The sequence below is a fragment of the Streptomyces sp. NPDC033966 genome (genome assembly GCF_055575955.1).
Map to the genome: position 1 here is coordinate 36,261 of NZ_JBVIRQ010000001.1, position 20,773 is coordinate 57,033.

Below are 20,773 nucleotides of genomic sequence, written 5' to 3' on the forward strand. Positions count from 1 at the left end.
GGTCAGGCACCGGCGTCCGCGTCGGCGGGCGCCTCCGTGTCGGGCCGGATGTCGATGCGCCAGCCGGTGAGACGGGCGGCGAGGCGGGCGTTCTGGCCCTCCTTGCCGATCGCCAGCGACAGCTGGTAGTCGGGCACGGTCACCCGGGCGGAGCGGGTGTCCCAGTCGACGACCTCGACCTTGCTCACCCGGGCGGGTGACAGCGCGTTCGCCACCATCTCCGCCGGGTCGTCCGACCAGTCGACGATGTCGATCTTCTCGCCGTGCAGCTCGGCCATCACGTTGCGCACACGGGCGCCCATCGGGCCGATGCAGGCGCCCTTCGGGTTGAGACCGGAGCGGGTGGACCGGACGGCGATCTTGGTGCGGTGGCCGGCCTCGCGGGCGATCGCCGAGATCTCGACGCTGCCGTCGGCGATCTCCGGGACCTCCAGTGCGAAGAGCTTCTTCACCAGGTTGGGGTGGGTGCGCGACAGGGTCACGGACGGACCGCGGACACCCTTCGCCACCCGCACGACGTACGTCTTCAGACGGAGTCCGTGCGTGTACTCCTCGCCGGGGACCTGCTCCTGCACCGGCAGGATGGCCTCCAGCTTGCCGATGTCGACGAGGACGTTCTTGGGGTCCTTGCCCTGCTGGACGACGCCGGTGATCACGTCGCCCTCACGGCCGGCGAACTCGCCGAAGGTCAGGTCGTCCTCGGCGTCGCGCAGACGCTGGAGGATCACCTGCTTGGCGGTCGTAGCGGCGATCCGCCCGAAGTCCGACGGCGTGTCGTCGAACTCCTTGGGCTCCTGTCCCTCTTCGAGGTCCCTCGGGTCCTCCGTCGCCCACACGACCACGTGACCGTTGGTGCGGTCGAGCACGACGCGGGCGCGGCGGAAGCTGCCCTCGGTGCGGTGGTACGCGATGAGGAGGGCCGACTCGATCGCCTCGACGAGCAGGTCGAAGGAGATCTCCTTCTCCCGGACCAGACCCCGCAGGGCACTCATGTCGATGTCCACGACTACGCCTCCTCTTCCTTCTTGTCCTTGCGGCTGAACTCGATCTCGACACGCGCCTTGGCGATGTCGGTGAAAGCAATACGACGGGCGGTCGCCTTGCGGCCCTTCACACCCGGGACTTCGAGGTCCATGCCCTCGTCGTCGACGCCGAGGATGCGGGCGATCAGTTCCCCGGCACCCTTTTCACCTTCGGCGGACAGCTGAAACTTGACGAGGCGGCCAGTCGCCCGAACGTAGTGACGGTGCTCGCTGAGCGGGCGGTCCGCGCCCGGGGAGCTGACTTCGAGGTTGTACTCGTCCTCGCCCATCGCATCGGACTCGTCGAGCCGGTCGGAGATCTCACGGCTCAGCTCGGCGCATTCGTCCAGGTCGACACCCTCATCGGAATCCACGATGATGCGCAGCATCCGGCGCTTGCCCGCCTTGGAAAGCTCGATGTCCTCGAGGTCCAGGCCCTTGGCGGCGACGAGCGGCTCCAGCAGTCCGCGCAGCCTGTCGCTCTGGGTCGTGCTCATCCGGGTGACTCCTCGGCCGCGTGTGCTGTTGTGGTTTTCCGTCGTGTCAGGTCAAAGGGTATCCGGTCGCGGAGGGTGTTGCCGTCCGCGCTGTGGACAGGACCCCCGGGTACGGTGATCACACCCTGCCCCGCCCTCACCCCCCGAGGAGGCCGCCGTGCCCTGGACCACGCCCTTGAGGCCCTCGCCCTCCCGAAGGAGCCTGCTCGCCGGAGCCGCCGGCGCGACCGGGGCCGTGCTGCTCACCGGATGCGCCGGTGGCGGTGGCGCCCCGGACGCCGACAGCGGGATTGCACTCGACCGGCGGATGCGGGAGGGCGCCGTCCGTGACAGCGAGCGGCTGCTGGAACGTTACGACACCACCCTGGCGGCCCATCCCGGGCTCGCCGAGCGCCTCGGTCCGCTGCGCGCGGCCGTCGCGGCCCACACGGCGGCCCTGGCCTCCGCCGACCCCGCGGCCGGGAAGCCGTCCCCGCGCCCGGGTCCGCCCTCCCCGTCCGGGTCCGGCGCCGCGGCGCCCGCTCCCGGCGCTCCGGCGGCGCGCAAGGAGCCGGTCCCGGCGCAGCCCGGCGAGGCCCTGAGCGCGCTCGCGGACGCGGAGCGGGACCTGTCGGAGGCCCGGACCGTCGCCCTGGCCGGCGCCCCCGGGGAGCTGGCCCGGATGCTCGCCTCGGTCGCGGCCTGCGGGGCCGTCCACGCCTACCTGCTCACCTCGACCCCGGGAGCCGCCTCGTGAAGCCCTCGCCCTCCCCCGCCGGCGGCCCCCTCCGGGCCGCCCAGGCCGCGCTGGCCGCCGAGCACGCCGCCGCGTACGGCTACGGGGTGATCGGCGCGCGCGTCGCGCCCGCCCGGGCGACCGAGGCCCGGGAGGCCTACGGCGGCCACCTGGCCCGCCGTGACCGGCTGACCCGGACCGTCCGGGAGCTGGGCGGCGCGCCGCAGCCCGCCGAAGCCGCGTACGCCCTGCCCTTCGAGGTGCGCACCCCGGCCGACTGCGAGCGGCTGGCCGCCGTGATCGAGGACCGGGTGGCGGGCGCGTACTCCGACCTGGTGCGGTCGGCGGACGGCCAGTTGCGCCGCGAGGCGGCTGACGCGCTGAGTGCGGCGGCCGTGCGCGCGGCGCGCTGGCGCGGTGTCGGCGTAGCCTTCCCTGGGCTCACGGAACGCGCACAGGCGGCCCGTACCAGCTGAAAGGGACCAGGCACGCATGGCTTTCGAACCGCCGCAGCGGCTCGTACGGGCGCTCGGCGAGCTGCCGCCGACCGAGCGGGACACGGAGTGGCTGAGGCGTCTGCCCGAGCTGGCCGAGGAGGCGCTGAAGCGGCGGGACGTCACGGCCCAGCGGGTCCAGGCCCCGGGCGGGCGCAGCAGCCTGGTGCTGCTCGTCCGCTACGCCGACGGCACCCCGGCCGCCCTGAAGCTGGCGCCGCCGGGGGCCGCGCCCGGCCGGGAGCTGGCCGCGCTCGCCCACTGGGGCGGATTCGGGGCCGTAAGGGTCCTCGACTCGCGCCACCACGAGGAGGACGGGGCGCTGCTGCTGGAGCGGCTGCACCCCGACGTGTCACTGCGTTCGCTGCCGGACGCCAAGGCCCTGCTGGAGGCCTGCGGCACGCTGCGCCGGCTGTGGGTGGGCCCCCCGCAGGACCACCCCTTCGAGACGGTGGCCGAGCGCACGGCGGACCTGTGCGCACTGCTGCGTTCGGCACCGCCGGAGGCGCGGGCACTCGCGGAGACGGCCCTCGCCCTCCGCGAAGAGCTGACCGCCGCACCCCCCGAAGCCCTCCTCCTGCACGGGAACTTCCGGCAGGGCAAGGTACTGGCGGCCGAACGTGCCCCGTGGCTGACGGTGGGCCCGGACCCGCTGGTCGGCGAGCGGGCCTACGACCTGGCCCGGCTGGTCCGGGACCGGCTGGAGGACCAGATGGCCGCCTCCGCGGGAGCGGCCGGGGCGCGGCGGCGGGTGAACAAGCTCGCCGACTCGCTGGAGGTGGACCGGGACCGGCTGCGGGGCTGGACGGTGTTCCGGGCGGTGGAGTCCGGCGTCCGCGCGCTGGCCGCCGGACGGCGGCGGGACGCGGAGCTGCTGCTGGAGTTCGCGGCCTGGCTGTGAGGGCATAACACCACAGAAGGCATATGTCCGGCAGGGGGCCGTCATGGTCGAGGAACTGCTGACTGCGGGAATCGCCGCCGCCACGGGCGTCGCGGTCTACCTGGGCGCGGCCGCCCGGGTGGTGAAGCAGTACGAGCGCGGTGTGGTCTTCCGTTTCGGCCGCTTGCGGGAGGGCATCCGCCCGCCCGGATTCACGATGATCCTGCCGGTGGCGGACCGCCTCCACAAGGTGAACCTCCAGATCGTGACCCTGCCCGTGCCGGCGCAGGAGGGCATCACCCGGGACAACGTCACGGTCCGTGTGGACGCGGTCGTCTACTTCAAGGTGGTCGACCCGGCGAGCGCGATCATCGCGGTGGAGGACTACCGCTTCGCGGTCTCCCAGATGGCGCAGACCTCGCTGCGCTCGATCATCGGCAAGAGCGACCTGGACGACCTCCTCTCGAACCGCGAGAAGCTCAACCAGGGCCTGGAGCTCATGATCGACAGCCCGGCGATGGGCTGGGGCGTCCAGATCGACCGGGTGGAGATCAAGGACGTCTCCCTCCCGGAGACGATGAAGCGGTCGATGGCCCGCCAGGCGGAGGCCGACCGGGAGCGGCGCGCCCGGGTGATCAACGCGGACGCGGAGCTCCAGGCCTCGCACAAGCTGGCCGAGGCCGCCGCCGTCATGTCGGAACAGCCCGCGGCGCTCCAGCTCCGCCTGCTGCAGACGGTGATCGCGGTGGCGGCGGAGAAGAACTCCACCCTGGTCCTCCCCTTCCCGGTGGAACTCCTCCGCTTCCTGGAACGCGCGACCCCTGTTGCCCCCGCCGCCGAGCCGCCGGCGCCGGTCGAGCCGCCACCGGTCGAGCCCCCGCCGCCGGTCGAGCCCCCGGCGGAGTAGCGCCGCCGGGGGCTGCCGCCACCGGGCCTCAAACGCCGGCGGGGCCGATGTCAGCCCAGCCGGGCCAGGGCCTCCGTCAGGGGGAGCTCCTCGCGGGTGCCGGCGGTGCGGTCCTGGAGTTCGACCACGCCCTCGGCGGAGCGGCGCCCCGCCACCAGGATCCACGGCACGCCGATCAGCTCCGCGTCCGTCAGCTTGACGCCCGGCGACAGCCCCGGGCGGTCGTCCAGCAGGACCCGCCGGCCCGCCGCGGCCAGGGCGGCCGCCGCCTCCTCCGCCAGCGCGAGCGGCACGGCCTTGCCGGCCGCCACCACGTGGACGTCGGCCGGCGCCACCGCCGCGGGCCAGCGCAGGCCCCGCTCGTCGGCGGTCTGCTCGGCCAGCGCGGCCACCGCACGGGAGACGCCGATGCCGTAGGAGCCCATGGTGACCCGGACCGGCTTGCCCTCCTTGCCGAGGACGTCCAGCCCGAAGGCGTCGGCGTACTTGCGGCCCAGCTGGAAGATGTGGCCGATCTCGATGGCCCGGTCCAGCTTCAGCCCCGCCCCGCAGGACGGGCAGGGGTCGCCCGGCTCGACGACGACCACGTCCAGGTACCGGTCCACCTCGAAGTCCCGGCCGCAGACCACGTTGCGGGCGTGCGTGTCGGCCTTGTTGGCGCCCGTCACCCACGCCGTCCCCGGCGCGACGCGCGGGTCGGCGAGGTAGCGGACCTTCTCCAGGCCCTGCGGGCCCACGTAGCCGCGTACCAGGTCGGGCCGGTCCGCGAAGTCCTCCGCCGTCACCAGCTCGACCACCGCCGGGGCCAGGTGCTCCCCGAGCTTGCCGAGGTCCACCTCGCGGTCCCCGGGCACGCCGACGGCGGTGATCTCGCCGTCCACCTTGACCAGCAGGTTCTTCAGGGTCGCGGAGGCCGGAACGCCGAGGTGCGCGGCCAGGGTCTCGATGGTCGGGGTGTCGGGGGTCGGGATCTCCTCCAGAGGAGCGTGCTCACCACCCCCGACGGGCTTCAGGGCGAAGGTGACCGCCTCCGTGTTCGCCGCGTAGTCGCAGGAGGGGCAGTCCACGAAGGTGTCCTCGCCCGCGCCGGCCGGCGCGAGGAACTCCTCCGACGCCGAGCCGCCCATCGCGCCCGACACCGCCGACACGATCCGGTGGTCCAGGCCGAGGCGCTCGAAGATGCGCACGTACGCCTCGCGGTGGAGCCGGTAGGACTCGGCGAGCCCCTCGTCCGACACGTCGAAGGAGTACGAGTCCTTCATCTGGAACTCGCGGCCGCGCAGCACGCCGGACCGGGGCCGGGCCTCGTCCCGGTACTTGGTCTGGATCTGGTACAGCATGACCGGCAGGTCCTTGTAGGACGTGCACTGGTCCTTCACCACGAGGGTGAAGATCTCCTCGTGGGTGGGGCCGAGGAGGTAGTCGGCGCCCTTGCGGTCCTTCAGCCGGAACAGCAGGTCCCCGTACTCCGACCAGCGGCCGCTGACCTCGTACGGCTCCTTCGGCAGCAGCGCCGGCAGCAGCACCTCCTGCGCGCCGATCGCGTCCATCTCCTCACGGACGATGCGCGAGACGTTGTCCAGGACCTTCTTGCCGAGCGGCAGCCAGGTCCACACCCCGGCGGAGCTGCGCCGGACGTAGCCGGCCCGGACGAGGAGGCGGTGGCTGAGGGTCTCCGCGTCGGCCGGGTCCTCGCGGAGGGTCTTGGCCATGAGGCGGGACATGCGCTGTACGTGGTGAGTGGACATGCCGGGAGGCTACCGGGGGCCGGGCCGGGCCCGGAAACGCGTTTCAGTGCGCGTGCGGGGGCCTGAGCAGGGGCAGCGGGGCGCCCATGACCGCGTACGGCAGGCTCGCGCTCGGGAAGTGGACCTTCCGGGCCAGGTCCCGGTATCCGAGGGCGGCGTAGAGCCCGCGGGCCGGGCTGTCGGTGTCGATGGCGGAGAGGATCGAGCGGGGCTCGGCGGCGCTGTCGGTGATCCGCGTGATGAGGGCGCGGCCGACGCCGCGGCCCTGGAAGCCCGGGTGGACGTGCAGCTCGGTGATGACGAAGGAGTCGTCGAGCCAGTGCTCGGTGCCGCCGGCCCGCAGGTAGGGCTCGACGATGGTGGACCACCAGTGGCCGCGGTCGTTGGGCATTCCGTAGACGAAGCCGGCCAGCGCCCCGTCCTCGGTGAAGGCGCCGAGCGCGCGGGCGCCGGGGCAGGTCATGTGGCGCTGGACGATGTAGCGCCGGATGCCGACCTCCTCCTCGCTGAGCCCGAAGGCGACGGCCTGGACGCGCAGGGCCTCGTCCACCCGGCCGGCCAGGTCGAGGTGCCCGATGCGGAGTCCGGCGGGCCGTACGGCGTCGTCGCCCGGGGAAGTAGGCAGCATGCGGCGACCTTACTTCGGGGTAGGGCCGCTCCGGTACGGCTTCCCGGACGAAACCGGCCGCTCCCGGCCGTAGGTCAGAACAGGACGCTCATGAACGCGCCGACCTCGCGGAAGCCCACCCGGGTGTAGGCGGCGCGGGCGGCGGTGTTGAAGTCGTTGACGTAGAGGCTGACCACGGGGGCGACGTCGCGCAGCGCGTACTCGACCACGGCTGCCATGCCGGTCTCGGAGTGCCCGCGGCCGCGGAACTCGGGGGCCACCCACACGCCCTGGATCTGGCAGGCGGCGGCGGTGGCGGCGCCGATCTCGGCCTTGAAGACGACCTTGCCGTTCTCGACGCGGGCGAAGGAGCGGCCGCTGCCGACGAGCTCGGCCACGCGGGCCTGGTAGAGCAGTCCGCCGTCCCCGGCGAGCGGCGAGATGCCGACCTCTTCGGTGAACATGGCCACGCAGGCGGGCATGATCAGGTCCATCTCGTCCTTGCGGATCCGGCGGACCCGGGGGTCGGCGGCGACCGCGGCGGACGGCTGCTCGATGACCATGAGCGGCTGGTGGGGGCGGACGTCGCGGGCGGGGCCCCAGCTGGGCTCCAGGAGCTGCCACAGCAGCCGGGTGGGCGCGGCGGGTCCGACGATGGAGGAGCAGCGGCGGCCGGTGCGGCGGGCGCGGTCGGCGAAGGCGCGTACCGCGTCGGGGCCGGCGCAGACGGGGACCAGGTTGGCTCCGGCGTAGCAGAGGGAGCGGAGCTCGCCGTCGGCGTACCAGCCCCACATCTCTCCGCCCAGGCGCCACGGATCGAGTCCGGCGACCTGGACCCGGGAGGTGACGAAGGCGTTCTCGACCGGCGCGCGTCCGAGGACGGCGAGCGCGGCGTCGAGATCACTGGGTTCAAGCACCCTGGTCGTGGTCTGCGTCAACACTGGGGCCTCACGGTGCAAGTCTGCTGATCTCCGCACTGTACCCGGCGCATCCTGCGCACGCCTGGTCCCGCAGGTCACGAAAAGGGCCCGGCCCCGGCCGCGAGCTGCGCGGACGGGGCCGGGGGGGGTTCCTGGCGGAGGGGGCCGGGATCAGACGCCGATGGCGACGCTGGGCTCGCCGGAGGCGATGCCGTCCTTCTCCATCTGTTCGGCGATCTTCAGCGCCTCTTCGATGAGGGTCTCCACGATCTTGGACTCGGGGACGGTCTTGATGACCTCGCCCTTGACGAAGATCTGGCCCTTGCCGTTGCCGGAGGCGACGCCGAGGTCGGCCTCACGGGCCTCGCCGGGGCCGTTGACGACGCAGCCCATGACGGCGACGCGCAGCGGGACGGTCATGCCCTCCAGGCCCGCGGTGACCTCCTCGGCCAGCTTGTAGACGTCGACCTGGGCGCGGCCGCAGGAGGGGCAGGAGACGATCTCCAGGCGCCGCGGCTTGAGGTTCAGCGACTCCAGGATCTGGTTGCCGACCTTGACCTCCTCGACCGGCGGGGCGGAGAGGGAGACGCGGATGGTGTCGCCGATGCCCTCGGAGAGCAGCGCGCCGAAGGCGACGGCGGACTTGATGGTGCCCTGGAAGGCGGGGCCGGCCTCGGTCACGCCGAGGTGCAGCGGGTAGTCGCACTGGGCGGCGAGCTGGCGGTAGGCGTTGACCATGACGACCGGGTCGTTGTGCTTGACCGAGATCTTGATGTCGCCGAAGCCGTGCTCCTCGAAGAGGGAGGCCTCCCACAGCGCGGACTCGACGAGCGCCTCGGGGGTGGCCTTGCCGTACTTCTTCAGCAGCCGGGCGTCGAGGGAGCCGGCGTTGACGCCGATGCGGATCGGCGTGCCCGCGTCCTTGGCGGCGTACGCGATCTCCTTGACCTTGTCGTCGAACTGCTTGATGTTGCCCGGGTTGACGCGGACGGCGGCGCAGCCGGCGTCGATCGCGGCGAACACGTACTTGGGCTGGAAGTGGATGTCGGCGATGACCGGGATCTGGGACTTCTTCGCGATGACGGCCAGCGCGTCGGCGTCGTCCTGCGTCGGGCAGGCGACGCGGACGATCTGGCAGCCGGAGGCGGTCAGCTCGGCGATCTGCTGGAGGGTGGCACCGATGTCGGAGGTGCGGGTCGTGGTCATCGACTGCACCGAGACGGGTGCGTCGCCGCCGACGGCCACGGAACCGACCTGGATCTTGCGGCTGACCCGGCGGTCGGCAAGCTTCGTCGGCACGGACGGCATTCCGAGAGAGATGGCAGTCATCTGCTGTGCAACCCCAAGGTGTGGATCGAGGTCCCGAGATCGGCGGGCTCCAGCCTTCGAGGTTACGCCAAGCAGCGCGCGCCCCTTGCATCCGAGGGGTCGCGCCACCCGAACGTAGGGAGCCGGGCACGATGCGTGCCCGGCTCCGGTCGCCGCTGGGGTAGTGCCCGTACGGCTAGGTGATCTTGATGGGGTTGACCACGTCCGCGACGAGCACCAGCAGGGTGAAGCAGACGAAGACGCCGGCGACCACGTACGCGGCGGGCATCAGCTTCGCCACGTCGAAGGGGCCGGGGTCGGCGCGCCGGAAGACCCTGGCCACGGTGCGGCGCAGGGACTCCCACAGGGCGCCGGCGATGTGCCCGCCGTCCAGGGGCAGCAGGGGCAGCATGTTGAACAGGAACAGCGAGAGGTTGAACATGCCGAGCACGTTGAGCAGGATCGACATCTTCTGCTCGCTGGGCAGGTCCAGGGCGGCGATGTCGCCGCTCATGCGGGCCGCTCCGACGATGCCCATCGGGGAGTCGGCCTCGCGCTCGCCGCCGCTGAAGGCCGCGTTCCACAGGGCGGGGATCTTGGCGGGGAGCTTGAGGAGGCCCTGGACGCTGCTGTCGACGATCTCGGCCATGTGGTCGACGGACTCGCCGAAGGACAGGGCGGCGATCTCGCTCTTCGGGCTGAAGCCGAGCCAGCCGGCGGTGACGTACTGGCCCTTGACGTAGCCGCCGTGGCCGTCGGTCTTGGCGACCTGGTTCGCGATCAGGCTGACGGGGATGCTGAGCTGCTGCCCGTCGCGCACGACGGTGACGGTGGCGGGGCCGACGGTGTCGCGGATCCGCTTCTGGAGGGCGGCCCAGTCGGCCACCTTCTTGCCGTTGAAGGCGACGATCCGGTCGTCGGCCCGCAGGCCCGCCTTCTTCGCCGGGGCCACCGGGTCGCCGTCCTTGCAGACGTCGCGCTTCTCGCTCTGCTGGATGACGCAGGGCGAGACGCTCGCGATCTGGGTGGTGGTCCGGTTGATGCCGAAGGTCATCCAGACGCCGAAGAAGATCGCGAGGGCGAGCACCAGGTTCATGAACGGGCCCGCGAACATCACGATCACGCGCTTCCAGGGCTTGCGCGTGTAGAAGAGCCGCGTCTCGTCGCCGGGCTGGAGCTCTTCGTAGGCCGCCGAGCGGGCGTCCTCGATCATCGACCGGAAGGGCGAGGTGGAGCGGGCGGTGACCTTGCCGTCCTCGCCGGGCGGGAACATCCCGATCATGCGGATGTAGCCGCCCATGGGGATGGCCTTGATCCCGTACTCGGTCTCGCCCTTCTTCCGGGACCAGATGGTCTTGCCGAAGCCGACCATGTACTGGGGCACGCGGATGCCGAAGAGCTTGGCCGTGGAGAGATGGCCGAGCTCGTGCCAGGCGATCGAGAACAGCAGCCCGACGACGAAGACGAGCACGCCCGTCAGGGTCAGCAGCAAGGTCATGCGCCCGCCTCCACGGCGGCCCGCGCCGCCATCTCCCGTGCCCGGGCCCTGGCCCAGGTCTCCGCTTCGAGGACGTCCGCCACCGTCAGGGAGGTTCCCGACGTGGGCGTTCCGTGCTCGTCGACCACTGTGGAGACGGTATCCATGATTCCTGTGAACGGCAGCCGACCGGCCAGGAAGGCGTCCACGCACTCCTCGTTCGCCGCGTTGAAGACGGCGGGGGCGGTTCCGCCCAGGGTGCCGACGTGCCGGGCGAGGCCGACCGAGGGGAAGGCCTCGGTGTCGAGCGGGAAGAACTCCCAGGTGGAGGCCTTGGTCCAGTCGAAGGAGCGGGAGGCGTCCGGGACCCGCTGGGGCCAGCCGAGGCCGATCGCGATGGGGCCGCGCATGTCCGGCGGGGTGGCCTGGGCGAGGGTGGAGCCGTCCGTGAACTCGACCATGGAGTGCACGTACGACTGGGGGTGGACCACGACCTCGATGCGGTCGAAGGGGATGTCGTAGAGCAGGTGCGCCTCGATGACCTCGAGACCCTTGTTGACCAGGGTCGCCGAGTTCACGGTGATGACCGGTCCCATGGCCCAGGTGGGGTGGGCGAGGGCGTCCTCGACGGTGACCGAGGCCAGCTCGGCGCGGGTGCGGCCGCGGAAGGGCCCGCCGGACGCGGTGACCACGAGCTTGCGGACGTCCGCGCGGGTGCCGGCGGCGAGGGCCTGGAAGAGGGCCGCGTGCTCGGAGTCCACGGGGATGATCTGGCCGGGCTTCGCGAGGGCCTTGACCAGCGGACCGCCGACGATCAGCGACTCCTTGTTGGCCAGGGCCAGGGTGCGGCCCGCCCGCAGCGCCGCGAGGGTGGGGGCGAGGCCGATGGAGCCGGTGATGCCGTTCAGGACGGTGTGGCAGTCGGAGGCGGCGAGTTCGGCCGCCGCGTCGGGCCCGGCCAGGATCTCGGGCAGCGGTTCGCCGGCGCCGTACTGCTCGCCCAGCGCCTCCTTCAGCGCCGGTACGGCGTCCTCGCGGGCGACGGCCACGGCCCGGACCCCGAGCCGGCGGGCCTGCTCGGCCAGCAGGCCGACGCGCCCGCCGGCGGCGGACAGCGCGGTGACCCGGAACCGGTCCGGGTTGCGCAGGGCGAGGTCGATGGCCTGGGTGCCGATGGATCCGGTCGACCCGAGGATGACGATGTCCCGGCGGCCGGCCGCGGCGTCGAAGAGGAGATGCGGGTCGGCGAGGGGGGCTGGACTGTCGCTCATGCCCCCCATTGTTGCCGCAACTCACGGACGCTTGGACACGGAGTCCCCGTCCGTGACGCGCGCGAGGAGTTCGGGCAGGGTTCCGGCGAAGTCGGGGAGCGCCCGGGCGGCCCGCCACCAGGCCCGGGGGTCGTCGCCGAGGGCCGCGTCGAAGAGCCGGTCGGCCTCGGCACGGGCGGCGAGCACGGCGGCCGGGCGGTCGTGGCGGTCGGGGTGGCCTATGTCGCCGAGCCACTGGTCCTCGTCGAGCGCCCAGCACGCGGGGACCTTGTGCCGGACCACGTCGGCGCCGGTGAGCAGGCCCCGGTCCAGGCAGTCGCGGATCCAGCGGACGTCCTCGGCGGCCGTGTCCATCGGCACGGCCAGGCTCACCAGGGCCAGCTCGCGCTCCCACGCGCCGGCCGGCTCCGCGGGGGCCGGGTCCGGGGCGAGGTGGCGGACGGCGCGGGCGAGCGCCGGGTCGTGGCGTACGTCGCCGGGCGCGGCCGGGATGCCCGCGGCCAGCGCGGCCGCCAGTTCGGGCAGGGTGCCGCGGAACGCGGGGGCCCGGCGGCCCAGTTCGGCCCACAGCCGGGGGTCGTCGCCGAGCGCGGGGCGCAGGGCGCGGTGCACGGCCGACTGCATCTCGGCCTGTTCGGGCAGGCTCCAGCGCAGCCCGCGGGTGGCGGGGAGGTGGCCCAGGAGCAGGGTGCGGGCGGCGGGGGCCACGTAGGCGACGAGTTCGTCGCAGGTCAGCAGGCCCATCCGGACGGCGCGGACGGCGGGCCGGTACCAGTGGCGGCCGTACGTGTCCCCCGCGCGCGCGTCGAGCAGCGCGCGGCACGCCTGCCGGGTCAGTCCGCCCGCCAGCAGCAGCGCCTCGACGGCGCCGGCCGGCAGCGGGGCGCCGGCGTGGGCGCGCAGCAGCGGCTCGGGGTCGTGGAGGTCGAGGAGGTGCGGCATGCGGAGCAGGGTGAGCGGGATCCGGGGGCGGCGGCCGTGCCGGCGCAGCAGGCGGATCAGCTCGTCGGGGCCGAGGGGGCCGGGGCCGGTCTCGCCGAGCAGCTCGGGCGAGGGCCCCGGCCGGGCGGCGTACCGCGCGGGGCCGGGCAGGCCGGGCAGCGGGCGGCCGACGACGTGCGGGTTGCGGGCGATGTAGTGCCGGTCGGCATCGGTGCCGTGGCGCAGCAGGAGGGTGACGGCGGCGGCGGGCAGCCACTGGTCGCGGCACAGGTACTTGCGGGTGGGGCCGTCGAGGCGGTCGATCAGGTCGGCCACCACGTGGTGCGGTGCGTGGCGCAGCAGGTGCGCCACGCACCAGGCCAGCCGCCGGCAGGCCCGGTCCTCCTCGGCCGTCGCCATCGTCCTCGCCCGCCTCGCGCTCGTGCCGGTACCGGTGCTCGTGCCCGTACGCCCGTACTCGTACATCCGTCCGATCTGCTGCCGATGATGGCAGGTCAGCGCAGGGGACGGTGAACGTTTTTGCGGGTGGAGGGGCCGGGGGCGGCGTCCGCGATCCACGGACCGTCTCCGGAGGGGTCGATGACCCCTTCCTCCAGCCAGGTGTAGGTGCCGCCGAGGACCCCTTCGACGACCTTGCGGTCGAGGTCGTCGGTGTTGGCCCACAGGCGGCCGAAGAGCTCCTCGACGCGCAGCCGGGACTGCCGGCAGAAGGCGTCGGCGAGCTGGTAGGCCTCGCGGCCGTGGTCGCCGCTGTCGCGCAGGTGCTCGGCGCGCACGCAGGCCGCGCTCATCGCGAAGAGCTCGGCGCCGATGTCGACGATCCGGCCGAGGAAGCCCTGCTTGGTCTCCATCCGGCCCTGCCAGCGGGACATGGCGTAGAAGGTCGAGCGGGCGAGTTTGCGGGCGCCGCGCTCGACGTAGCGCAGGTGGGTGGCGAGGTCGGGGTGGCCGGCCGGGTGGAACTCCCGGTAGGTGCCGGGGACCTGGCCGGGGCCGGTGGCGAGCTTGGGCAGCCAGCGGGCGTAGAAGCCGGCGGCGCGGGCGCCGGCCTTCGCCTTGTCGGCGAGGGCCTTCTCGGGGTCGATGAGGTCGCCGGCGACCGAGAGGTGGGCGTCGACGGCCTCACGCGCGATCAGCAGGTGCATGATCTCGGTGGAGCCCTCGAAGATCCGGTTGATGCGCAGGTCGCGCAGCAGCTGCTCGGCGGGGACCGCGCGTTCGCCGCGGGCGGCGAGTGACTCGGCGGTCTCGAAGCCGCGTCCGCCGCGGATCTGGACCAGTTCGTCGGCCATCAGGCAGGCCATCTCGGAGCCGTAGAGCTTGGCGAGGGCCGCCTCGATGCGGATGTCGTTGCGGTCCTCGTCGGCCATCTGGGAGGCGAGGTCCACCACGGCCTCCAGGGCGAAGGTCGTGGCGGCGATGAAGGAGATCTTCGCTCCGACGGCCTCGTGCCGGGCGACGGGGCGGCCCCACTGCTCGCGCACCCCGGACCACTCACGGGCGATCTTCAGGCACCACTTGCCGGCGCCGACGCACATGGCGGGCAGCGACAGCCGGCCGGTGTTCAGGGTGGTCAGCGCGATCTTGAGCCCGGCTCCCTCGGCGCCGATCCGCTGGGCGGCGGGCACCCGTACCCGGTGGAACCGGGTGACGCCGTTCTCCAGGCCGCGCAGGCCCATGAAGGCGTTGCGGTGCTCGACGGTGATGCCGGGCGAGTCGGCCTCGACGACGAATGCCGTGATCCCGCCGCGGTGGTTCTCGGACTTCGGGACCCGGGCCATGACCACGAGCAGGTCCGCCACCACCCCGTTGGTGGTCCACAGCTTGACCCCGTCGAGGACGTACGTGCCGTCGTCCTCCGGGTCGGGCACCGCGGTGGTGGCCAGCCGGGCCGGGTCGGAGCCCACGTCCGGCTCGGTCAGCAGGAAGGCGCTGATCGCGGTGGTGGCGCAGCGCGGCAGGTAGGCGTCCTTCTGCTCCTTGGTGCCGAACATCTTCAGCGGCTGCGGCACTCCGATCGACTGGTGGGCGGAGAGCAGGGCGCCGATGGCCGGGCTGACGGAGCCGACGAGGGCGAGCGCCTTGTTGTAGTACACCTGGGTGAGGCCGAGGCCCCCGTACTCGGTGCCGATCTTCATGCCGAGGGCGCCGAGCTCCTTGAGCCCGCGCACCGTCTCGTCGGGGATCCGGGCCTCGCGCTCGATGCGCTGCCCGTCGATCTCGCGCTCGCAGAAGTCCCGCAGCCGGGCCAGGAAGGCCTCGCCGCGCCGGACGTCCTCGTCGGCGGGGGTCGGGTGGGGGTGGATCAGGTCGAGCCGGAAGCGGCCGAGGAAGAGCTCCTTGGCGAAGCTGGGTTTGCGCCAGTCCTGCTCGCGGGCCGCTTCCGCGACCTGCCGCGCCTCGCGCTCGGTCACCTTGGGCTGTACGGGCCGTGTTGCCGACATCCGGGTACTCACCTCGCCGCATCGGGGGACCTACCGATCGGTGCTACCTGTCAGTCGTACCCGCTCCGGGCGCCCGGGAAAATACGGGCGCCTGCAAAAGGGGGACTCCCGCTCCGCCCGGGGTCGGCCCGGCTGACCCACCCCCGTCGGCGCGTACGGGTCACTCGGCCCGAACGGGGTCCGGCGGCGGCATCGCCCATTCCGGGACGGCCACCATCCGGAACAGCTCGGTCACCCACAACCGGCTGAGCGGGGCACGGAAAAGGGGGACGGCCGGAGCCCCCGCACAGTGGGCCCCCTACAGCGCCTCTGACCTGCGACCTTTCTCTCACCTGCACGAACGCGCGGTGGTTTCACCCCGCATCTTCAGCCATCTGGCCTCATCTCGCCGCATCCTCTATCACCCGTGTTCCCGTGGGAACACGGGTGAGAACACGACCGGGAACCGCCGGTCAGCAGCCGAACAAGGCGGTAGGCCCGGCGGTGAACCGCCGGGCCTACCTACCCTGAACCCCGTCAGCTTTGCGGAGCATGGAACGGGGCAACCCGCCGCGACCCTGCTGGGCTGCGGCGAGTTCTGCAACAACGCTTCGGATCTTGTCCGAACGATGCCCCTAGCACAAGGTTTCGAATCCTCTGTTCTGCGCGATAGGGCGGCCGTTACGCAACTCAGGCCTCAGGCGGGCAGCACGCCCCGCATTCGACATTCAGGGGCGTGTGCGTCGCCAGATCGACCATGAAGGTGACTCCGAGTCCATGAGGACAGACCCGGCGGGGCTTCCTCCCACTCCGCCGCTCAACTCGGGTCGCACCCAAGCTCGCCACTACGGCGCGCAGCCGAGGGTCAACCCAACCCGCCCCAGCATCCTTACTCACCGCAACTCCTTCCTCGCGGAATGCAGTCGACTGTAGCGGAGCGGGAACGGCGTCGCTGGGCCGTTCGGTGCGCTACACGGCAGGCGGTGCGGCGCACCCCGAACCGCCCTCCGTGCACTCGCTGTGCATGCAGTCCCCCGCGTGGATCTCCGTGTCCGCCAGCGACCCCCACAGATAGGCGTCCGGCTCGTATCCGGCCTCGCGGATGGCCTCCATGGTGAGGTCGAGCGTGCTGGCGTCGCGGCGAAGCGTCTCCGGCCCCTCGGGCCGGTGGTCCACGAAACGGCCGAGGGTGCCGCAGAGGGACCGGTACACCGCCGTGTGCAGGATGAGCGCGTGCCAGCCCATGTCCACGGTCTTGGAGGGGCGCAGGTGGCGGCCCGTGCTCGTTGCGGCCGCCGCTACGAACTTCAGGGCCTCGTCCGTGATGCGCATGGCCAGGTCCTCGTCGACACCCTCGTTGTCGCGCTGGACGAGGTGCACGACGCGGGCGAAGGCCTCTTCGGACAGCAGGTGTCGGGCGGACGTGCGCAGGGTAGTAGGAGTGGTCATCGTTCCTCCGCGTTGTTGTGGTGTGGATGGTGCGGCCCGCCCCTGGCCGTGGTCCTGGAAGATGCGCGGCCGGGGCGGGTGTCAAAGGGTGTCGGCGATGTCGCCGAGCTCGGCGCGCGCGGCCTGGAGCAGCGGCACCATCGCGGCCAGGCGGGCGGCCAGGGGCTCCTCGCCGGGGTTGCGGTCGAGGATGCGGCTGCGCTGCCAGCACTGGAGCGGGTCATGGTGGACGGCCCAGGCGTAGCCGCAGAGGCGACAGTCGGCCATGGGGCCTCCGTATTTGACGGCGATCGGTGCCAGGAGGCCGCACCCGGTGCACTGCATGTGCGCGAGGGTGCACACGCCGTCGGGGTGGGCTTCGGAGGTCTCGACGGCCAGGGTCAGGCGGGAGAGGTCGAAGGCCTCGCGCGCCATCCGGTCCGGGTCCTCCCTCATCACGCAGCCTCCCGGAGGATGCCGATGACGAGGGCCGCCACGCCCACGAGGAGGACCAGGATGTAAGTGGCCTGGCGGGTGCGCTCACCCATGTGACGCCGCCTCCTTGACCGGTGCCGTATTCGGCATGGGGTCGCCGGCCTCAGCGATGCGGGCGGCTCCAACACGGACGAGGAGCTTGATCACCGCCGTGCGGCAGAAGTACGCCCCAGAGGGGGGCAGCGCGGCCCAGTAGATCGGCCGGTGTGGGGTGGCGCGGACGAGGGTGGTGTCCGGCACCCCAAGGTGCGTGCCGGCTCCGAGGCACTCGACGCCCGCCCGGACCGTCCAGCGGTCCGAAGTTCCGGGCGCGACGAGGGCGTAGTAGTTCCGGCCTCGCGAGTCATGGATGACGGCCCCCTCCAGGGCCCAGGTGACGGCGAGGTCGGCGACGCCGTTCTCGGAGCTCTCCGTGGCCGCATGGACGATGGCGTCGGGGATCCGGACCACCTCGAAGCGGCCGAGTCGCAGCAGGGCCAGCCCGTGGTCCTGCCACTCGGCCTCGGCTTGGCGCGGCTCGGGGTTGCTGCTCGCGAGCCATCTCCGGAAGTCGTGGTTCACCGGGTGGCCTCGGGCTGGGGAGCCGGCGCCTGGCCGACGAGGTGGTCCCGCAGGACGCGGGCCTCGCGACGGGTGAGGACGAGCTCGCTGGGCCCCTGGTGGACGTCCACGTCGAACAGTTCGATAGGGACGCGCACTTCTCCGGTCTCGCTGTCCGTACGCGGTTCTACGTCGCGGGTCAGCGAGGCGTGCCAGCCTCGAACCATCTTGCGCCTCCTCGGTGATGACGGATCGTCACCGTATGAGCGCGCAAAGAGAGGTAGGGGGACAGATTGTCCCCCTACCCCAGGTTGTCCCTCTTCTACGCGGTGGTGATGCCGACCGCTTCGGCGAGGCTGCTGGCTTCCGGCCGGAGCGCCCGCGGGGCGTCGCGCCACAGGTCAAGGACTGCCCTGCGCGCGGCCGGGGTGTAGGCCACGGTCTCCTCGCTGATGCCGTGCGCGATCTTCATGACGTGCAGCGCTGCCGTCCGGTCGCCCCGGTGGAGGTGCCCTCGGGCCACCTCGACCCACAGTCGGGAGCGGCGTTCCCGGGACGGCATCGCGTCCGGGTCGACCTCGTCCGCCAGGGTGAGGGCGTGGCCGGAGGCTGAGAGGTCGGTGGCGACGCTGATCTGGTGGAAGTCCACGTTCGCGCGGCCGAACATGGTCGACGGGTGCACGTACGCGCTGGGGAGGGACTTGGCCACCTGGTCGCCGGCGTCCCAGTACCGCCAGGCGTCGCCGGCCCGTCCGGCGCGGGCCGCCGTAACGGCCGCGTGCAGCTGGAGCGCGCCGTACACGCCGCGCCAGTCCTCAGGGGCGCCGTCGAGGTGGGGGCGGAGCAGGGACGCCGCATCCTCGACGAACTTGAGGGCCTCGTCCGGGTGGGCAGTGCTGCGGAGGATGTTGCCGAGGCTCCAGGCCGCGGCGGCGATGGCGGCGGGGTCGTCGGCGGCCTGCGCGGCCGCCAGAGCCCGGTCGGCGACGACCCACGCCATTTCGGCAGGGGCGATGTAGGCGGTGGCCTGCCCGGTGAGCCGGTACGCCTCCGACAGAGCGATGTACGCGCTCCGGCGGCGCTCGCCTTCGAGAACCCGGACAGCGGTCTCGGCCTCCCGGATCAGGTCGGGAAGGAGCTCGCCGACCTGGGTGCGGTTGCGGTCGGAGTTGTGCCAGAGACGCCAGGCCTCGTCAACGCGCCGCCGCAGGTCGCTCGGGTCCGGCGGCGTCGGGGGGAGGTCCCAGAGCAGGGGCCGGGCCATGACCGCTACCCAGATGGCGGGCATGCCCGCGTGGGTCAGCCGGCCGGTTCCGATCGGTCGTGTGACCTCAACCTCCGTGCCCGTGATGAGCTGAAGGTCGGTGAGCTGGAGCGCCCCGGCCAGGCGCATCAGCAGCTGGTGCGAGCGGAGTTCGCGCTCACCGGACTCGATCTTCTTGAGCCAGTCGGGGCCGCGCCCGCACAGGCCTGCCAGCACGGGACGGGACATCCCGCGTGATTCGCGGAGCAGCTTGATTCGCTCTCCGGTGGTGAGGGTGCTGGGGATGTCCACGCCATGTGCCCCTTCTCGAATGTGCCGTAGCGCCAGCCTACGGCCGAGCGCAAGAGCAAGGGAATGACGAAATCGCCCCCTCCCGGCCCGAAGGCCGAGAGGGGGCAGGGTTGTTCGGCTACCGTGCCAGCAGCGCGATGGCTCCAGTCACCGCTCCCGCGACGCCGGCGAGGACGCCGATCGTAGGGAGCGGCCAACGGCCCTTCTCTAGGGCACGCATCCGCGCCTCGTGGTCGGCGATCAGCCCCCGGACTTCCTTGCCGTCGTCGATGATCCCGTCGAGCTTGGTCTCGATCCGGGACACTGCTGCGGCCAGCCCCCTCACCTCCTGGTACATCTGCCCGGTGCTGATGTGGATGCCAGGGTCGGGGGTGGCCATCACACCGCCCGGACGGGCGGCGCCGGTACGGGCGCGGTGATCTGCGTGCGGTTCCACATCGCGACCACGGCGGCGGCCGCGGCGAGGACGACGGCCTGCTGCTCGGCCGACCAGCCCAGGCCGTAGCCAACGGCCAGCGCGAGGACGGCCTGGGCGACCCCGAGGAGGGCAGCACCGACCGCGTCGTGCGCTACGACGGCCAGGACCAGGCCGACGAGCGCGGCGGCGGTCGCATTGATGACGGCCTGCTGGTCGGCGCTCACGGCGAACCCGAAGGCCGCGGCAAGCTTGACCGTGATGGCGACGAGTCCGAGCCACAGGGCCGGCTCACGTCCGAAGATCTTCATGGGTGGTCCGTTCTTGGTAGGTCAGGACTTGGGGACCTGGAGCTTGGCCCAGGAGGTGGGTCCGGGGATGCCGTCGGCGTCGGCCCCGGTGTAGCCGAGCTTCTGCTGCCAGGCCCGGTAGGAGTTCTTGTCCCCGGAGCCCCACAGGTCCGCGTCCGCGCTGCTCTGGTAGTGGTTGCAGCCGACCGCGACGAGCCGCTGATGCATGGCCGCGATGATGGGGCTCCGGCGGCCCGGGATGAAGAACGCGGCCCCGGGGAAGGGCTCGAAGACGGGCGCCGAGGGTGTCCAGCGCCACGAGGTGACGGCGGTGCCGCCCCGGGGGTCGTGGGGGTCTGCTGTGGGCGGGCACTGACCGTCGGGGAACCGGGGTGCGAGGTAGCCGGTGACGTAGTCGGACCGGCGGAGGTGGGAGTGGCTCCAGACGCCGTTGCCCTGCCCGTGGTCGGCGGCGCCGGCCTGGATGGAGTTGCCGCCCTTGGTGTAGACCGTGTCCGCGTCGAAGCCGACGACGATCTCGGTGTGCGCGCCGGCGCCGAAATTTACCCAGGCGCCGACGCTCGGGTACTCGCTCCACTGCCCGCGCTTCTGGGCCCAGCCGGTGAAGGCGGTCACGTTGTCGACCTTGGGGACGATCGAGTCGAGGCCGACGTCGTGGTACATGCACCAGTCGAAGATCACGCACCAGGCGACGCCGTTCTCTCCGAACTCCTCTCCCCACTGGGTGTAGTTGTCCCAGCCGTCGCGGGAGTTCCATCCCTCGTAGATTCGCTCGGGGACGCTCATGAGGTGGTCGGTAAGCTGTCGCCACTGAGGCT

General features: G+C 72.3%; 22 protein-coding genes. 4 read left to right on the top strand and 18 right to left on the bottom strand.

What is annotated here, in order from left to right:
* Positions 1-2 precede the first annotated feature (2 nt).
* Together nusA and rimP are read right to left on the bottom strand one after the other, a co-directional pair.
* Positions 3-1,004 (bottom strand): transcription termination factor NusA, encoded by a 1,002-nt coding sequence (gene nusA / locus ACZ518_RS00140; protein WP_125817007.1) that lies wholly within the window; start codon positions 1,002-1,004, stop codon positions 3-5.
* 2 nt (positions 1,005-1,006) lie between these two features.
* Positions 1,007-1,519, bottom strand: a complete 513-nt coding sequence (rimP, locus tag ACZ518_RS00145) for a ribosome maturation factor RimP (RefSeq protein ID WP_469110786.1) — start codon at positions 1,517-1,519, stop codon at positions 1,007-1,009.
* Between the two features lie 157 nt (positions 1,520-1,676).
* Between rimP and ACZ518_RS00150 the strand changes: the two genes are divergently transcribed.
* The 4 genes from ACZ518_RS00150 to ACZ518_RS00165 are packed head-to-tail and all read left to right on the top strand — an operon-like array spanning position 1,677 to position 4,515.
* Positions 1,677-2,255, top strand: a complete 579-nt coding sequence (locus ACZ518_RS00150; RefSeq protein ID WP_469110787.1) for a hypothetical protein — start codon at positions 1,677-1,679, stop codon at positions 2,253-2,255.
* Positions 2,252-2,710 (top strand): ferritin-like domain-containing protein, encoded by a 459-nt coding sequence (locus ACZ518_RS00155; protein WP_469110788.1) that lies wholly within the window; start codon positions 2,252-2,254, stop codon positions 2,708-2,710. Before ACZ518_RS00150 ends, ACZ518_RS00155 begins: the two co-directional genes overlap by 4 nt.
* A 16-nt stretch (positions 2,711-2,726) precedes the next feature.
* A complete protein-coding gene (locus ACZ518_RS00160; protein WP_469110789.1) occupies positions 2,727-3,629 on the top strand; it encodes an aminoglycoside phosphotransferase family protein in 903 nt (300 codons plus the stop codon).
* 43 nt (positions 3,630-3,672) lie between these two features.
* Positions 3,673-4,515 carry a slipin family protein gene (locus tag ACZ518_RS00165; protein WP_469110790.1) on the top strand — a complete coding sequence of 281 codons (843 nt, stop codon included), beginning with the start codon at positions 3,673-3,675 and terminating at the stop codon, positions 4,513-4,515.
* 50 nt (positions 4,516-4,565) lie between these two features.
* Here ACZ518_RS00165 and ACZ518_RS00170 read toward each other — a convergent pair whose 3' ends face one another.
* The 16 genes from ACZ518_RS00170 to ACZ518_RS00245 all read right to left on the bottom strand — a co-directional run bounded on the left by ACZ518_RS00170 (position 4,566) and on the right by ACZ518_RS00245 (position 20,741).
* Positions 4,566-6,263, bottom strand: coding sequence for a proline--tRNA ligase (locus tag ACZ518_RS00170; protein WP_469110791.1), 1,698 nt, complete (start codon positions 6,261-6,263; stop codon positions 4,566-4,568).
* Positions 6,264-6,306: 43 nt separating this feature from the next.
* Positions 6,307-6,891: a GNAT family N-acetyltransferase gene (locus tag ACZ518_RS00175; RefSeq protein ID WP_469110792.1), complete on the bottom strand. Its 585-nt coding sequence runs from the start codon at positions 6,889-6,891 to the stop codon at positions 6,307-6,309.
* 74 nt (positions 6,892-6,965) lie between these two features.
* Positions 6,966-7,811 (bottom strand): GNAT family N-acetyltransferase, encoded by an 846-nt coding sequence (locus tag ACZ518_RS00180; RefSeq protein ID WP_469110793.1) that lies wholly within the window; start codon positions 7,809-7,811, stop codon positions 6,966-6,968.
* 150 nt (positions 7,812-7,961) lie between these two features.
* Complete coding sequence (gene ispG, locus ACZ518_RS00185; protein WP_469110794.1) at positions 7,962-9,119, bottom strand: flavodoxin-dependent (E)-4-hydroxy-3-methylbut-2-enyl-diphosphate synthase; 1,158 nt, start codon at positions 9,117-9,119, stop codon at positions 7,962-7,964.
* 175 nt (positions 9,120-9,294) lie between these two features.
* Positions 9,295-10,596, bottom strand: a complete 1,302-nt coding sequence (locus ACZ518_RS00190) for a M50 family metallopeptidase (protein WP_469110795.1) — start codon at positions 10,594-10,596, stop codon at positions 9,295-9,297.
* Entirely contained in the window at positions 10,593-11,855 is a 1,263-nt protein-coding gene (dxr, locus tag ACZ518_RS00195; RefSeq protein WP_469110796.1) for a 1-deoxy-D-xylulose-5-phosphate reductoisomerase, read from the bottom strand. Before dxr ends, ACZ518_RS00190 begins: the two co-directional genes overlap by 4 nt.
* Positions 11,856-11,867: 12 nt before the next feature.
* Positions 11,868-13,187 carry a hypothetical protein gene (locus ACZ518_RS00200; protein ID WP_469110797.1) on the bottom strand — a complete coding sequence of 440 codons (1,320 nt, stop codon included), beginning with the start codon at positions 13,185-13,187 and terminating at the stop codon, positions 11,868-11,870.
* Positions 13,188-13,282: 95 nt separating this feature from the next.
* Positions 13,283-15,232, bottom strand: coding sequence for an acyl-CoA dehydrogenase family protein (locus ACZ518_RS00205; protein ID WP_469110798.1), 1,950 nt, complete (start codon positions 15,230-15,232; stop codon positions 13,283-13,285).
* Positions 15,233-16,180: 948 nt separating this feature from the next.
* Positions 16,181-16,660 (bottom strand): glycine-rich domain-containing protein, encoded by a 480-nt coding sequence (locus tag ACZ518_RS00210; protein ID WP_469110799.1) that lies wholly within the window; start codon positions 16,658-16,660, stop codon positions 16,181-16,183.
* 81 nt (positions 16,661-16,741) lie between these two features.
* The gene (locus tag ACZ518_RS00215; RefSeq protein WP_469110800.1) at positions 16,742-17,095 is read right to left on the bottom strand and encodes a hypothetical protein; all 354 of its coding nucleotides are present in this window, start codon (positions 17,093-17,095) and stop codon (positions 16,742-16,744) included.
* Positions 17,096-17,179: 84 nt separating this feature from the next.
* The gene (locus ACZ518_RS00220; protein ID WP_469110801.1) at positions 17,180-17,695 is read right to left on the bottom strand and encodes a hypothetical protein; all 516 of its coding nucleotides are present in this window, start codon (positions 17,693-17,695) and stop codon (positions 17,180-17,182) included.
* Entirely contained in the window at positions 17,692-17,901 is a 210-nt protein-coding gene (locus ACZ518_RS00225) for a hypothetical protein (RefSeq protein ID WP_469110802.1), read from the bottom strand. The genes ACZ518_RS00220 and ACZ518_RS00225 overlap by 4 nt, the downstream gene beginning before the upstream one ends.
* A gap of 95 nt (positions 17,902-17,996) precedes the next feature.
* On the bottom strand, positions 17,997-19,229 hold the full coding sequence (locus ACZ518_RS00230) for a helix-turn-helix domain-containing protein (RefSeq protein ID WP_469110803.1): 1,233 nt from the start codon (positions 19,227-19,229) through the stop codon (positions 17,997-17,999).
* A 118-nt stretch (positions 19,230-19,347) separates the two neighbouring features.
* Complete coding sequence (locus tag ACZ518_RS00235) at positions 19,348-19,566, bottom strand: hypothetical protein (protein WP_469110804.1); 219 nt, start codon at positions 19,564-19,566, stop codon at positions 19,348-19,350.
* Positions 19,567-19,607: 41 nt separating this feature from the next.
* A complete protein-coding gene (locus ACZ518_RS00240) occupies positions 19,608-19,955 on the bottom strand; it encodes a hypothetical protein (protein ID WP_469110805.1) in 348 nt (115 codons plus the stop codon).
* Positions 19,956-19,976: 21 nt separating this feature from the next.
* Entirely contained in the window at positions 19,977-20,741 is a 765-nt protein-coding gene (locus tag ACZ518_RS00245; protein WP_469110806.1) for a peptidoglycan-binding protein, read from the bottom strand.
* Positions 20,742-20,773: the final 32 nt, after the last annotated feature.

What these genes read in the sequence shown, in the direction of transcription:
- rimP (WP_469110786.1), bottom strand. Translation starts at nt 1,519, where the DNA reads ATGAGCACGACCCAGAGCGACAGGCTGCGCGGACTGCTGGAGCCGCTC.
- ACZ518_RS00160 (WP_469110789.1), top strand. Translation starts at nt 2,727, where the DNA reads ATGGCTTTCGAACCGCCGCAGCGGCTCGTACGGGCGCTCGGCGAGCTG.
- ACZ518_RS00165 (WP_469110790.1), top strand. Translation starts at nt 3,673, where the DNA reads ATGGTCGAGGAACTGCTGACTGCGGGAATCGCCGCCGCCACGGGCGTC.
- ACZ518_RS00170 (WP_469110791.1), bottom strand. Translation starts at nt 6,263, where the DNA reads ATGTCCACTCACCACGTACAGCGCATGTCCCGCCTCATGGCCAAGACC.
- ACZ518_RS00175 (WP_469110792.1), bottom strand. Translation starts at nt 6,891, where the DNA reads ATGCTGCCTACTTCCCCGGGCGACGACGCCGTACGGCCCGCCGGACTC.
- ispG (WP_469110794.1), bottom strand. Translation starts at nt 9,119, where the DNA reads ATGACTGCCATCTCTCTCGGAATGCCGTCCGTGCCGACGAAGCTTGCC.
- ACZ518_RS00190 (WP_469110795.1), bottom strand. Translation starts at nt 10,596, where the DNA reads ATGACCTTGCTGCTGACCCTGACGGGCGTGCTCGTCTTCGTCGTCGGG.
- dxr (WP_469110796.1), bottom strand. Translation starts at nt 11,855, where the DNA reads ATGGGGGGCATGAGCGACAGTCCAGCCCCCCTCGCCGACCCGCATCTC.
- ACZ518_RS00200 (WP_469110797.1), bottom strand. Translation starts at nt 13,187, where the DNA reads ATGGCGACGGCCGAGGAGGACCGGGCCTGCCGGCGGCTGGCCTGGTGC.
- ACZ518_RS00205 (WP_469110798.1), bottom strand. Translation starts at nt 15,232, where the DNA reads ATGTCGGCAACACGGCCCGTACAGCCCAAGGTGACCGAGCGCGAGGCG.
- ACZ518_RS00210 (WP_469110799.1), bottom strand. Translation starts at nt 16,660, where the DNA reads ATGACCACTCCTACTACCCTGCGCACGTCCGCCCGACACCTGCTGTCC.
- ACZ518_RS00215 (WP_469110800.1), bottom strand. Translation starts at nt 17,095, where the DNA reads ATGAGGGAGGACCCGGACCGGATGGCGCGCGAGGCCTTCGACCTCTCC.
- ACZ518_RS00225 (WP_469110802.1), bottom strand. Translation starts at nt 17,901, where the DNA reads ATGGTTCGAGGCTGGCACGCCTCGCTGACCCGCGACGTAGAACCGCGT.
- ACZ518_RS00235 (WP_469110804.1), bottom strand. Translation starts at nt 19,566, where the DNA reads ATGTACCAGGAGGTGAGGGGGCTGGCCGCAGCAGTGTCCCGGATCGAG.
- ACZ518_RS00240 (WP_469110805.1), bottom strand. Translation starts at nt 19,955, where the DNA reads ATGAAGATCTTCGGACGTGAGCCGGCCCTGTGGCTCGGACTCGTCGCC.
- ACZ518_RS00245 (WP_469110806.1), bottom strand. Translation starts at nt 20,741, where the DNA reads ATGAGCGTCCCCGAGCGAATCTACGAGGGATGGAACTCCCGCGACGGC.